This window comes from Bacillus marasmi, from assembly GCF_902168435.1.
In the GTDB taxonomy this organism is placed as follows: domain Bacteria; phylum Bacillota; class Bacilli; order Bacillales; family Cytobacillaceae; genus Bacillus_BU; species Bacillus_BU marasmi.
In genome coordinates this window covers 41860-55272 of record NZ_LR656170.1, presented here as the reverse complement: position 1 = coordinate 55272, position 13413 = coordinate 41860, and the positions used below count along the sequence as shown (strand labels likewise).

The 13413-nt window shown below is 39.6% G+C and carries 11 protein-coding genes; 5 read left to right on the top strand and 6 right to left on the bottom strand.

Translation table 11 applies throughout. From position 1 onward, the window contains the following. Positions 1-29: 29 nt before the first annotated feature. Positions 30-998, bottom strand: coding sequence for a nuclease-related domain-containing protein (locus FXW34_RS10835; RefSeq protein ID WP_147534013.1), 969 nt, complete (start codon positions 996-998; stop codon positions 30-32). A 571-nt stretch (positions 999-1569) separates the two neighbouring features. After that, positions 1570-3405, bottom strand: coding sequence for an aldehyde ferredoxin oxidoreductase family protein (locus tag FXW34_RS10830; RefSeq protein ID WP_147534012.1), 1836 nt, complete (start codon positions 3403-3405; stop codon positions 1570-1572). A 157-nt stretch (positions 3406-3562) separates the two neighbouring features. Between FXW34_RS10830 and FXW34_RS10825 the strand changes: the two genes are divergently transcribed. From FXW34_RS10825 to FXW34_RS10815, 3 genes are all read left to right on the top strand, one after another. Beyond that, the gene (locus tag FXW34_RS10825; protein WP_187118927.1) at positions 3563-4588 is read left to right on the top strand and encodes a ThiF family adenylyltransferase; all 1026 of its coding nucleotides are present in this window, start codon (positions 3563-3565) and stop codon (positions 4586-4588) included. A 117-nt stretch (positions 4589-4705) separates the two neighbouring features. Further along, a complete protein-coding gene (locus FXW34_RS10820) occupies positions 4706-5641 on the top strand; it encodes a manganese-dependent inorganic pyrophosphatase (RefSeq protein ID WP_147534010.1) in 936 nt (311 codons plus the stop codon). Between the two features lie 567 nt (positions 5642-6208). Next, positions 6209-7408 carry an alanyl-tRNA editing protein gene (locus FXW34_RS10815; protein WP_147534009.1) on the top strand — a complete coding sequence of 400 codons (1200 nt, stop codon included), beginning with the start codon at positions 6209-6211 and terminating at the stop codon, positions 7406-7408. A 221-nt stretch (positions 7409-7629) separates the two neighbouring features. Here FXW34_RS10815 and FXW34_RS10810 read toward each other — a convergent pair whose 3' ends face one another. The 3 genes from FXW34_RS10810 to FXW34_RS10800 form a co-directional block, all read right to left on the bottom strand. Continuing rightward, on the bottom strand, positions 7630-8424 hold the full coding sequence (locus FXW34_RS10810; RefSeq protein WP_147534008.1) for a TIGR00266 family protein: 795 nt from the start codon (positions 8422-8424) through the stop codon (positions 7630-7632). 197 nt (positions 8425-8621) lie between these two features. Then, positions 8622-9092, bottom strand: a complete 471-nt coding sequence (locus tag FXW34_RS10805; RefSeq protein ID WP_147534007.1) for a hypothetical protein — start codon at positions 9090-9092, stop codon at positions 8622-8624. 2 nt (positions 9093-9094) lie between these two features. Then, positions 9095-9976 (bottom strand): cation diffusion facilitator family transporter, encoded by an 882-nt coding sequence (locus FXW34_RS10800; RefSeq protein ID WP_147534006.1) that lies wholly within the window; start codon positions 9974-9976, stop codon positions 9095-9097. A 297-nt stretch (positions 9977-10273) separates the two neighbouring features. Between FXW34_RS10800 and FXW34_RS10795 the strand changes: the two genes are divergently transcribed. Both FXW34_RS10795 and FXW34_RS10790 read left to right on the top strand, forming a co-directional pair. Next, the gene (locus tag FXW34_RS10795) at positions 10274-10954 is read left to right on the top strand and encodes a serine/threonine protein kinase (protein WP_147534005.1); all 681 of its coding nucleotides are present in this window, start codon (positions 10274-10276) and stop codon (positions 10952-10954) included. Positions 10955-10987: 33 nt separating this feature from the next. Beyond that, positions 10988-11992 (top strand): Gfo/Idh/MocA family protein, encoded by a 1005-nt coding sequence (locus FXW34_RS10790; protein ID WP_147534004.1) that lies wholly within the window; start codon positions 10988-10990, stop codon positions 11990-11992. Positions 11993-12680: 688 nt separating this feature from the next. Here FXW34_RS10790 and FXW34_RS10785 read toward each other — a convergent pair. Continuing rightward, positions 12681-13343 (bottom strand): FMN-dependent NADH-azoreductase, encoded by a 663-nt coding sequence (locus FXW34_RS10785; RefSeq protein WP_147534003.1) that lies wholly within the window; start codon positions 13341-13343, stop codon positions 12681-12683. Positions 13344-13413: the final 70 nt, after the last annotated feature.

Below are 13413 nucleotides of genomic sequence, written 5' to 3'. Positions count from 1 at the left end.
GGCAGCAGTTAGGGAGCCCTTGGCTATTTTTATTTTTCCGGTAAAGGAGAATAAACTCGACCTTTATTGGTGCCGTGGTGATGGAGATTCATGGAGTTTAGGATGCGGGTGGCTTGGTGACGTGAACTCAAACAAACTAGTTCTCTAAACTGTCTATTAGTAATTGTTGGTCCAAAAAGTTGAAAATAATCATTTATTTTTTGGTGATGTGCATCTTTGGAAATATAACCGCAAGATTGGCAATTCCATTTCCCGTATGTATAAATCATAGGACTATATGTACATTTTGGGCATTGGATTCCTGGTAAGAGGTCACTTGGTGGTATGTTAAATCGCGATAGCACATTAAATGGTTGTGGCGTATTATGCTTAAGTAGTATTTTTCCAAGTTTTCTTCTGGTTTTGAATGAAACGTATTCGGTTTTGTACATATTTTCAAAGTGGAGAATTTTTTCATGAGCATTAATACAGCGGCAAAGCCTCCAATAATTATTTGAAGAGCCGGTCACTTTTTTGATTAGGGCATTATTATTTGAGAGAACGACGAGGGTTTCGATGGGAATTGGTGGGAACTTTTGGCTTTCCATCCATTTCATAAGCTGGAACTTTTGTTGGTTTACTTGGGCAAAGGGATCGTCATAAACATTGATTTTTCCGTCGATATGTTGAATTAATTGACCTTTGGCAGAGTCAATTTCTAATTCACCTCTTAAGTACTTTATTTCGATTATCAACATAAAGTAGTTTGTTAATATAAGCGTATCGATTTGAAAGTTTCGCCCACTATTTGAAAGTCTTATTCCTGGAATAATGTCATAAAAATCCTGGTTTAGTGACCCTAGATGATAGTCTAGGGATTTCTCACCATAATAGCCTGACATTTTTTTTCTGATGAGTGTTTGAATTTCAGGTATTCGATGATGATTAGCAGAAATATTTCGGAGTAACGCTTCACATTTTTGCACTTCAATGGGGATTTGACGCTCACATAAAAACATTGTTCATTTCTCCTTTATTATGAAAATAGTTATGGGCTGTACGTCTTGCTGATTTTTGGTGGATGTGACAAAGTAGTGAACTTTCGTGGGAAAATTATGTTTTTTGCTAAGAATTAGTTCGGGGCTATGGAAAAGTGACTACAAAAAGTGTGAACTTTAACGGTTCATAATAAAAAAATCAAAAATAACAAAATTTAAGTTGTTTTTTTGAAAGAATCTCGGGAGGTTTTTTATATTTGCTGATTTTTTGGAGGGATATGCTCGACTTTCGAAGATTTATGCTCGGCTTTTCAAATTTTATGCTCGGCTTTGGGGAATTTATGCTCGACTTCAAATAGGAGTCACTAAAATATGCTCACAATACTCTCTATTTGCTCAACTTTTTTAAGATATGTGCTAATAGGTAAATTATTGCTCGAAAAATCAGCTTTTTGCTCGCCCCTAACAAATCTCTTACAATGCTCTAGCGGAAAAAATACACCACATCTATTATTTTACAATATTAAAAAACATTAAGAAAGAGCAAAGACTGTATACTTTGCTCTTTCTTATTAAAGCTCACAAATCAGATTTATTTCTCTCCAACCGCTTCACCAGCATCAATGATTCCCAACTCAACTAGTTTTTCAACTGGGACGACGCCGTCCTTCCAGCCACGCGCTGTATAGTATTCATCGAGCATGATATCCATGCGGCTGACATAGCCAGTGCTGTTCCCGGAGGCTGGCTCCTCGGTAAAACGCTTCGGTAAGAAATCATCTTCGCGGCGATTGAAACCAGCTAGATTATTATAGTAGCGTTCGAGATTATAAATACGTTCGCCAATCTTCAAGACCTCTTCAGCGGTTACTTCTACGCCTGACATGGCGCTGTATTGCTCTGCGTAATGCTCTGGACTTTCTGAGAAAGTGGAGAATTTACACATATTCAATGAATCTGTAAAAGAGAACAAATCCTGGAATGTTTTCAGCAATTCACCTTTGCCATGCGCCTCTAGGCGGTCGACTGGCTCAGGAATCCCAGCGATTTCACTAGCAATTGTATAGCCGCGAAGGTGACAAGCACCGCGGTTACTAGTTGCATAGCCAAGACCGATTCCTTGAATTCCGCGTGGGTCATAGGCTGGAATCGATTGACCTTTAACAGACATTGATAGCTCAGGTGCACCCCATGAGGCAGTTACACGAGCAGGTCCTTCTGCAAGAATAGCTCCAAAGCCTTCGCGGTAAGCAATTTTCTTAATTAAGGCAATCATCGCATCGGCATCGCCCCACTCGAGCTTTTCATCGATAATTCCTTTTTCATACGCTTCCATTGTTACAGAGAAGGCGTGTCCAATCTCAATTGTATCAATGCCGTATTCGTTACAGGAATCGATAATGTACGAAATTGCCTCAGCATCGCTTAGTAAGCAGTTTGCTCCGACTGACCACGCTGATTCAAACTCAACACTTTCAACGCGAGTTTTATATTTTCCTTCTTTAACTTCAACCTCGATTTTGCAGCCGACTGGACATGCGTGACAAGTATTATTTGAAACAAGTAAATGCTTATTTACATATTCACCACTGTGTTTTTCAGCTTCATCCCAATGCGTTAGCTGTGAGTTTTTTGTTGGCAGTGCGCCGACTTCATTAATTAAATTCGTTAATACATTTGTTCCATATACTGATAATCCGCCCTTGTTTGGTGCAGTTAACCCACCTTCAAGGATGGCTTTTACAGCTTTTTTATTAGCTTTATTATAATCATCTTTTAAAGAAGGCTCTGGCATATTACCCTTTTGAGGTGCTTTAATGACGATGGCCTTCAGTAGTTTTGAGCCAGCAACGGCACCAGTACCGCCACGACCAGCAGCACGGTCATGCTCATTCATAAATCCGGAGTAAAGGACGCGATTTTCTCCCGCTTGTCCAATCGTCATGACACTGAGATCATCTGCACCGTGAACGTCTTTTAATTCGGCAATTGCTCCGCGCGTACCTTTGCCCCAAATCGAAGCAGCATCGCGAATTTCTGCTTTACCATCTTCAATATAGAGGTAAACAGGTTTATCACTCTTACCATTAATAATGATATTATCGACACCAGCCCATTTTAAACGAGCTGCGGTCCAACCACCCATGTGAGAATCGGTAACCGTTCCAGTAAGGGGGGATTTCGTCACAATTGCAAGTCTTCCACTCATTGAGGAGCGTGATCCTGTTACGGGACCTGTCATAATACATAACATATTTTCTGGGGAAAAAGGGTCCACCTCTGGTCCGTTATCGAGGAGATATTTAACACCAAGACCGCGACCACCGATGTATTTTCTGGCTAAATCTTCATTGATTTCTCTGTAAGTAATTTCACCGTTAGTCAAATCAACAACAACTTCTTTGTTTTTAAAACCGCCAAGCTTCATCGTTTTACAAACACCTCTTTCATTTCTATAGTGAAAAAATGTATTACCTCTATTAAATTAGCTATTTTTTAAAAAAATCCTTTTTTCAGACTTCTAAAAATATTTATAAATTTTTTTTCGATAATAATTTATAATGAACAACATAAGGAGGTTGGTGATTGTGGCTTTAGAGAGATATTCCAGACAAATGTTATTTAAACCAATCGGTGAAGAAGGGCAAGCAAAAATTTTGCAAAGCCGTGCAGTCGTCGTTGGAATGGGTGCGTTAGGAACGGTGGTTGCCAATCACCTTGTACGAGCAGGTGTCGGTCATGTTCGAATCATCGACCGTGATATTGTTGAGCACTCGAACCTACAGCGACAAATATTATATACGGAGGAAGATGCCGCACGGAATTTGCCAAAGGTAATCGCTGCGGAAAAACGTCTAAAAAAAATTAATTCTGAGGTATTAATTGAGCCTATTCTTTCTGATGTGAATTTAGATAATGCTGAAGAATTATTGGTGGGCTTCGATGTAATTATCGATGGTACAGATAATTTCTTGACGCGCTATTTAATAAATGATGTTGCAATTAAGCATGGGATTCCGTGGGTGTATGGAGGAGCGGTTAGTTCACGTGGAATGTTTGCGACAATTATTCCTGGTAAGACGCCGTGTTATCGCTGTTTGTTTCCTCAAGTCCCACAAGGCCTAGGTGATACTTGTGATACGATTGGTGTTTTGTCCCCAATTACCGATATTATCGGTTCGTTTGAGGCAATGGAAGCGTTAAAACTACTAGTTGGAGCGGAGACGAACCCAAATCTTGATCAGCTTGATATTTGGTATAATTCATTTTTGCAGATGGATATTTCAGAAGGACATGATCCCAATTGTCCAGCCTGTGTAAAGCATGAATATGAATTTTTAGATCGAACTTCAGACAAGCAAATCGTTTTCACCAGTCTTTGTGGTAGGGATACTGTCCAGATTAATCCTCGGCAAAAAATTAGGCTTGATTTTAGCGAAACCGCCGAACGCCTTAAGAAAAGCGGAAAAGTGGAGATGAACCCATATATGCTACGGTTTTCACCAAATGAAGATATTACGATGGTGTTCTTTTTAGACGGACGTGTGTTAATTCACGGCTTGAGTGACCCCGTTCAGGCGAAAAATTATTATGCAAAGTATAACGGTTAATTAATAAAAAAGAGAAGTTTGTCGATGAAATTTTTTTGGTAATTTTGACAAAATCTATTACAATAGTATACGGACCTACATAACCAATATGTAAACTAAGGATAAGGAGCAAAGATCATGGAAAAAATCTTTATTTTCGGTCATAAAAATCCGGATACTGACACAATCTGTTCTGCGATCGCTTATGCAGACTTGAAATCAAAATTAGGCTTTGAAGTTGAGCCAATTCGTTTAGGCTCTGTAAACGGCGAAACACAATACGCGCTTGATACGTTTGGTGCAGAAGCACCACGCTTAGTAGAGCAAGTTTCTGCTGAAGTGAAACACGTCATCCTTGTTGACCACAATGAGCGTCAACAAAGTGCAAACGATATTGATCAAGTGAAAGTACTTGAAGTTATCGACCACCACCGTATTGCAAACTTTGAAACTTCTGACCCGCTATACTATCGTTGTGAGCCAGTTGGTTGTACTGCAACAATCCTAAACAAAATGTACAAAGAAAACGGCGTAGCGATTGAGAAAAATATTGCTGGATTAATGCTTTCTGCGATTATTTCTGACTCATTATTATTCAAATCTCCAACATGCACAGACCAAGATGTGGCTGCTGCAAAGGAACTAGCTGAAATCGCTGGTGTGAATGCGGAAGAATACGGCTTAGCTATGCTAAAAGCAGGTGCTGACCTTAGCCAAAAATCTATCGCTGAATTAATCAGCCTTGATGCAAAAGAATTCACAATGGGTAACGCGAAAGTTGAAGTTGCTCAAGTAAACGCAGTTGATACAAACGATGTAATGAGCCGTCAAGCACAATTAGAAGACGCACTTAACAGTGTTATTGCTGATAAAAATCTTGATTTGTTCCTATTCGTTGTAACTGATATCTTAACTAACGATTCAGTTGCAGTTGCGCTTGGCCAAGAAGCGGGCGTAGTTGAAGAAGCATTCGGTGTAAAATTAGAAAATAACAGTGCCGTCCTTAAAGGTGTTGTTTCTCGTAAAAAACAAATCGTACCACCGTTAACAGACGCTTTCGTAAAAAAAGCTTAAGTTGCATTTAAATTTTGATTAAGCCCGCTCAACCTTTCGCTGGATGAGCGGGCTTTTTTGATTTGCTATTTTTGGTTTTTGGTGGTGGTGGATTTTTTTGAGATTGTGGTCATAGGTGAAATCGTGAACGTGGTCCTAGTTGTGCATAAAAGGTGTTTGGTGTGCATATATGCATTTTTTGTAACATATCCAACATTTTGTGTGCATTATTTTTTGTTCCCCTTCAAAAGTTGTGCATATATTTGAAAAGTCGTGCATATATCGAAAAAGTTGTATCATATATTTTTTCAAATAGAGCATAACCACATGTTCCTGTGCATATCGCTATTAAGTCGTGCAAATAATTTTACTCAAACTATAAGAAATTGCTCAATTTAATAATTTTAATCAAAAAAATATAAATTTTATAATAAAAGTTACAATTTTTTAATAGAAAAGTAGGAAAATGGACCAAAAATAGCTCTATTTTTATAAAAAACAGAGCAAATTCTCCTCAAACTTGACCACCACTCAATAATTTGTTCAAATGAATTGTAAATACATCACATCATGTTTGGAGATGTCACTATGACACATAAACTCTATTACGAAGATTCTTATATGAAGTCTTTTTCGGCAAAAATAACGAAACAAGCTCAGGATGAAACTGGCCAATGGTTTGTTACTCTAGACCAAACAGCATTTTATCCAACGGGTGGCGGTCAGCCACATGATACAGGAACATTGAATGATACCAATGTTTCAAATGTAGAAGAAATAGATGGAGAAATCCGTCATTACATAGATTCACCATTTGAAAATCTGGATTCAGAAATACGCGGTGTCATCGATTGGTCGCGCCGCTTTGATCATATGCAGCAGCATGCCGGGCAACACATCCTCTCGGCTGCGTTTGAGGAATTACTTGATTTTCAAACGATTAGTTTTCACCTTGGAACCGAGGTTCTGACGATTGACCTAGAAACCGAGCAATTAACAGAGGAACAGGCACGTAAAGCGGAAGAAAGAGCCAATGAAATCATTTTGGAAAATCGTCCGATTCAACCAACCTGGGTATCGCCTGAAGAAGCAGCAAATTACCCGCTCCGTAAACAGCTATCTGTCACAGAGGATATCCGCCTTGTGATCATTCCTGATTATGATTACAACGGCTGCGGTGGAACGCACCCTAGCACAACGAGTCAAGTAGGTAGTCTTAAAATACTAGACTGGGAGCGGCAGAAAAAGAAAACTCGTGTCCAATTTGTCTGTGGGAACCGCGTTCTGACACAGCTCGGCCAAAAACAAAAAGTATTGAAGGCTTTGAGTCCGTTGCTTAATGCGCCAGAAGGTGATATGGTTAGCGCTACCCAAAAGCTTTTAATAGCAGCAAAGGAAAAGGACAAAGCATTAGAGGAAGCAAAAGAAGCTTTATTAAAATATGAGGCAATGGAGTTACTCCAAAGCGGAACGCAGTTAAATGAACAAACGGTAATCAGTAACGTTTTTCAGAATCGTACGATTCAAGAGTTACAAAAGCTCGGACGCATCATCACAGCGGAAGGACCTAATTGTGTGGCAATCCTCGTTTCTGAAAATGATGATAAGCTTCAGCTTGTCTGTGCAAGGGGTGGCAACGTATCAATTAGTATGAAAAAATTAATAGGAGAGTTACTTCCACAAATTAATGGAAAGGGTGGAGGTAATGATAGCTTCGCGCAAGGTGGGGGCGAGGCCAAAATTTTAGGCCAGGAGTTATTGGATAGAGCTCTAAAACTTTTGTGCTAAAATTTCGCAATTTTAATAAGCAAAAAGGGTCAATCAAAAATCGATTGACCCTTCTGTAATAACACGGACGCTGTACGGCCGCTTCCGCTTTTCGATCTGTCTAGCTCCAGGCGCCATCGGCTCGGGGTCACAAGCCAATCCGTCCAAAAGGTCAAAAAGCAACCTTTCGGCCGGCTCGTCTTGTGCCTGTCGCCGATAGGCGGGCGCCTTCCGCTTTTCGATCAATCCCCACCAAATACGTCAAATAGGCCTTTGGCGATGCTGCCTTCGCCTTTTGAACCGCCGTTGTGAGGGGCTGCTGCAAAGACGCGGCTTGCAAGACGGCTAAATGGAAGTGACTGAATCCAAACAGTACCTGGACCTCTTAATGTAGCGAAGAATAGGCCTTCGCCGCCAAATAGTGCCGTTTTAATTCCGCTCACAAATTCCACATCATAACTAACATTGCTTGTAAAAGCAACTAAACATCCAGTATCAACCTTGAGCATTTCACCAGCAGCAAGCTCTTTCTTATGAATAGTACCACCTGCATGAACAAAGGCTAATCCATCGCCCTCGAGCTTTTGCATGATGAAACCTTCACCGCCGAAGAAGCCTACACCGACTTTCTTTTGAAACTCGATGCCGACTGAAACACCTTTGGCTGCTGCTAAAAAGGCATCCTTTTGACAGACAATCTTCCCGTTAAACTCACTCAAGTCCATCGGAATAATACTTCCTGGATATGGAGAGGCAAATGATACATGTTTTTTTCCAGAACCTTTGTTAGTGAACGCAGTCATGAATAAGCTTTCACCAGTAACGAGACGTTTACCTGCACTAAACAGCTTGCCCATTAGGCCGCTGCCGCTATCTCTACCAGAGCCATCGCCAAAAATGGTTTCCATTTGAATGTCGCCATCCATCATCATAAAGCTTCCTGCTTCTGCTATTACCGTTTCTTCAGGATCCAATTCCACTTCAACAAATTGCATGTCATCGCCATAAATTTTGTAATCAATTTCATGGTTGTTCATATTTACCCCTCCTACAATTTGGACGTTGGTGCCACTATATTAAATTATGTATGATATCTATTTATTATTATATCGAATTACTAGGAGAATTCCTAAGAAATAGATTAAACAAATAGAAAAAAATGGTAATAAATAAGAAAACTGCCTTCATAAATAGAAAGCAGTTCCTCCAAAAATTATTTATCATTTCAAAACTATTATTGTCTTTTGAATCCTTCAGCGATTAAATATTGTTCCGCTTCGAGATAGGAAGCAAAGGACTCATCGAGGTTTAATCCAGCATATATATTCCACATACCGTCTTCATCAACGAGGATAAGTGAATGATTATCCCCATCAATCCAACGTTCTTCAAAAGCTTCACCAATAATGGCTTCTTCTGCAACCGTTCTTGGCGCTAATGATTGAATTGATTCCTGAATAATTGAACGGAGTTCGGCCTTAGAAAAATCACGAATATTAACTAAGCCTTTATCATCTGTGGGGTAATCGCTGTCCCAGCCTGCATATACAAAGCCGTTTCCATTTGGATGGAGATGATAAACAACATTTTTCTTATCGGTAACACTTTCTTCGTACTGAAAATTAACCCGGCCGAGCGATACATTTTTCCGTGTTAGCTCGGGGAATGATTCAATAATCGCTAATTTTTCTTCAAAAGATAACATAATTAAGACAGCTCCTTGATATCATATGGTTCGATGTGAACCAGGACGTATGTATTTTTATGTTCAAGCATCATTTTTCTTTCAATATCCTCGGTAATCTTATGACTTTCGATGACATTGAGGTGAGGATTAACCAGGATGGTCGTATCCACATATACTTTATTGCCGTGTTCTCGAGCTTTAATATCCTTTACATCCATCACGCCTTCGGTGGTCGCTACCGTCTGGCGGAATAAGGCTAGTCGTTTTTGATCAAAGCCATCTGTAAGCAAAGTCGATGCCTCTTGAAAAATTGATAAGGCAGTTTTGATAATAACGATACCGACAATTAACGCAGTTAAACTGTCTAGCCAAGGTGCACCCATTTTTGCTCCGATAATTCCAATAAAGGCCCCGATGCTCACTAGCGCATCAGATTTACTGTCTTGAGCAGCGGCCATTAACGATGAACTATTTAGCCTTTTAGCCAAATTACGATTGTAAATATAAACAAATAATAACACAAATGCACCAAAGAGTGCGGTCCAGGAAGTGAGCATGTCTGGATGAGAGTATTCGGAGGAAATAAATGATTTAACTGCATTGATGATGATTTGTACAGCAACAGCTGTCATAATAAGGGCTGCAATTAACGTAGCGATGGATTCGGCTCGGTAATGCCCATAAAGATGATTTTCATCAGCTGGCTTGCGAGATATTTTTAAACCTATTAATACCGCAATTGAGACAATTACATCAGTAGAGTTGTTGAGTCCATCAGCTCTCAATGCTTCTGAGTTTCCAATATAGCCAACTGTTAGTTTTAAAATGGATAGTAATATGTAAACAATGATGCTGAGCCATGCACCAGTTTCAGCTTGCTTTATTTCTTGCGATCTTTCCATCTTTCGACACCCCGATTTGAACTTTTCAACTTAACATTAACAAACGATGCCTGTGTAGGTCTAGAGAAAAAAAGTAGGATTAGTGCAGAATAATTGACCATTTAATAAAAAGTTGTCATAATCCAAAATAGTTTCGCGAACGACAATCTTAGACAAGAAGTGACGTACTAATCCTTTTGCATAAATCATATTTAACAAGGTGCATGAAGTCGATAATGTATAGTATCGTCTTTTTCCCCTATTTCATTACAAAAAACATCAGTAACAGGCACAGGCTTTTTACCATGAAAGGGAGTGATGGAAACGGAAGATTATATGAGGATGATCGAGGAAGAGCTACTTCCGCATATTACCTTAAAGGCGGAGGATTTATTTGAACCGATTGAAGTGATTAATGATAGCGATTCGTGGAAATTACTTGGTAATGGTAATTACGCTGCTGTATTTTTTCATAAAAGTAAGCCAGAATGGGTTGTTAAAGTTTACGGTAGAAACCTTCACGAAATAAAGCAGGAGATCGAGGTATACAATAAAATTGGCGAACATGAAGCCTTTTCTAAGCTTTATGCTTACGGAGAAAATTATCTTGTACTAAAACGACTACGTGGAATCACATTATTTAATGCAGTAATTAAAGGAATTCCAATTCCAGAATCAGTCATCCGGGATATTGATGGTGCACTGCGCTACGCAAAATCGGTCGGGCTCAATCCTTATGATGTTCATGGCAAAAATGTCGTGATGTATGGGGGGAGAGGGTACGTAGTGGATATTTCTGATTTTTATAAATTAGGATACTGCAGTAAGTGGGATGACTTAAAAAAAGCATATCGTTGGATTTACAAACCACTGCTTTATCGATTACATCCACCAATTCCCTTTATCATCTTGGATAGCGTAAGAAAAGGTTATCGGAAATTTAAACGTTTCAAAACAAATTGGGGAAATCGCTATATTAACAAAGAAACCAAAATGTAACAATCAATTTGAAAACAACTAGGAGGAAACATTATGGTTCGTTTTGGGGTTATCGGAACAAACTGGATAACAGAAGCTTTTATTGAGGCAGGAAGTAAACATCCAGACTTTGAGCTAACTGCTGTGTACTCAAGGTCAGAGGAGACCGCACAAAGCTTTGCTGAAAAGTTTAAGTCTAACATTACGATCTTCTCTGACATACGTGAAATGGCGAAGAGTGACAAACTTGATGCGGTTTATATTGCCAGCCCAAATGCATTTCATGCTCGCCAGGCGATTGAGCTTTTACAGCATGGCAAGCATGTGCTTTGTGAAAAATCAATTGCGTCAAATAAAGCTGAGCTTGAGGCAATGATAGCAGTGGCAAAGCAACATAAAGTTTTATTAATGGAGGCTGTAAAATCAACATTTACGCCGAATTTCCATAGCGTTAAGTCCAATCTTGGAAAAATCGGTACGATTCGGAGCTACTTCGCAAGCTATTGCCAATATTCTTCACGCTACGATGCTTATAAGGAAGGGAATATATTGAATGCGTTCAAGCCGGAGTTCTCGAACGGAGCAATGATGGATATAGGAATTTACTGTATATATCCTTTAGTCGTACTGTTTGGGGCGCCGGAATCGATTCATGCAACAGGTCTCAAGCTTGATTCTGGGGTTGATGGGAAAGGTAGCATCATCTTGAAATATCGAGATATGGATGCGACCGTAATGTTTTCAAAAATAAGTAACTCTTCTTTGCCGGCCGAGATACAAGGGGAAAATGGCAATATTATCATTGATAAAATACATACACCTGAACGAGTCGAAATTCAATTTCGCAATGGGGATACTGAGGATCTGACTCAACCACAGGAACGTGAAACAATGTATTATGAAGCTAAAGAGTTTATTGAGTTAATTCAGAATGGAAAGATGGAGTCAGAGATTAACTCACATGAAAACTCTTTAATTGTGATGGAAATACTTGATGAAGCTCGTAGACAAATTGGCATCGTTTTTCCTGCTGATGAAAATCCAGTAACGACTCTTTAATCATCAGTTATTAGTCGAGTAGTTAACCCTCTGTATCTACCTTTGTGACCAAAATATTTCGTGGAAGTCGAGGAAATGGTCACAAGTCGAGTTCTAGTGACCAAAACGTATCGAAGAGGACGAAGAAATGGTCACAAGTCGAGTTCTTGTGACCAAAACGTATCGAAGAGGACGAGGAAATGGTCACAAGTCGAGTTCTTGTGACCAAAATATTTCGTGGAAGTCGAGGAAATGGTCACAAGTCGAGTTCTTGTGACCAAAACGTATCGAAGAGGACGAGGAAATGGTCACAAGTCGAGTTCTTGTGACCAAAACGTATCGAAGAGGACGAGGAAATGGTCACAAGTCGAGCTCTTGTGACCAAAACATATCGCAAAGGACGAAGAAATGGTCACAAGTCGAGTTCTTGTGACCAAAACGTATCGCAAAGGACGAAGAAATGGTCACAAGTCGAGTTCTTGTGACCAAAACGTATCGCAAAGGACGAGGAAATGGTCACAAGTCGAGTTCTTGTGACCAAAACGTATCGAAGAGGACGAGGAAATGGTCACAAGTCGAGCTCTAGTGACCAAAACATATCGAAGAGGACGAAGAAATGGTCACAAGTCGAGCTCTAGTGACTAAAAGATATCGGAGAAGTCAAAGAAATGGCCACAAGACTCGAGCTTGTGGCCATAAATAATTAGTTTTAGCTATTAACAGGCAATTTTGCCATTGCACGTGCTGCTTCAGCTGCTTTTTCTTTTGCTGCAGCCATGATTTGTGGAATCTCTTTCGGGAAGTGATCCAAGCCTTCTGCATAAACCGTTTCCTGAACGTCCATTCCTAAGAAACCAAGTGTTGCTGTAAGGACGCGATCACCAAACTCGAGTGCTTCCATGCGGCCAGAAGAATAAATTCCACCGCGTGTTTGGATGTGGAGTGCTTTTTTATCTGTTAATAGACCTAATGCGCCCTCTTTTGTATAAGTGAATGTTTTGCCGGCTACGAATAAGCAATCTAAGAATGCTTTTAAGATAGCTGGGGACCCAAGATTCCAAATAGGAGTAACAAATACATAATAGTCGAACGTAATAAATTCATCTGCTAATGCCCACATTTTTGTAATCTGTGAACGCTCATTCTCAGATAAATCCTCCATTTTATATCCCATAAAAGAAAGCTTCGCGCGCGCATATAGTAAATCTTCATCCATTACTGGTAAATCCATGCTGTATAAATCCCAATTGACGATTTCTACATCTGGCTGTGCTTCACGGAATGATTGAAGAAAAACCTCACCGATTTGGCGTCCTTTAGATTTTTCGATATCTTTTTTTGGATTAACGGTAATATAAAGTAATCTTGCCATGGTTAGCAACCCATCCTTTAATAAATATAGTTGTCTCTCAATAATCATATAAAAAAAGGAAATGGTGAGT

Coding starts and splice junctions, on each gene's coding strand:
- FXW34_RS10820 (WP_147534010.1), top strand. CDS start 4,706: ATGGAAAAAATCTTTATTTTCGGTCATAAAAATCCGGATACTGACACA.
- FXW34_RS10790 (WP_147534004.1), top strand. CDS start 10,988: ATGGTTCGTTTTGGGGTTATCGGAACAAACTGGATAACAGAAGCTTTT.
- FXW34_RS10830 (WP_147534012.1), bottom strand. CDS start 3,405: ATGAAGCTTGGCGGTTTTAAAAACAAAGAAGTTGTTGTTGATTTGACT.
- FXW34_RS10805 (WP_147534007.1), bottom strand. CDS start 9,092: ATGTTATCTTTTGAAGAAAAATTAGCGATTATTGAATCATTCCCCGAG.
- FXW34_RS10795 (WP_147534005.1), top strand. CDS start 10,274: ATGGAAACGGAAGATTATATGAGGATGATCGAGGAAGAGCTACTTCCG.
- FXW34_RS10800 (WP_147534006.1), bottom strand. CDS start 9,976: ATGGAAAGATCGCAAGAAATAAAGCAAGCTGAAACTGGTGCATGGCTC.
- FXW34_RS10810 (WP_147534008.1), bottom strand. CDS start 8,424: ATGAACAACCATGAAATTGATTACAAAATTTATGGCGATGACATGCAA.
- FXW34_RS10785 (WP_147534003.1), bottom strand. CDS start 13,343: ATGGCAAGATTACTTTATATTACCGTTAATCCAAAAAAAGATATCGAA.
- FXW34_RS10835 (WP_147534013.1), bottom strand. CDS start 998: ATGTTTTTATGTGAGCGTCAAATCCCCATTGAAGTGCAAAAATGTGAA.
- FXW34_RS10815 (WP_147534009.1), top strand. CDS start 6,209: ATGACACATAAACTCTATTACGAAGATTCTTATATGAAGTCTTTTTCG.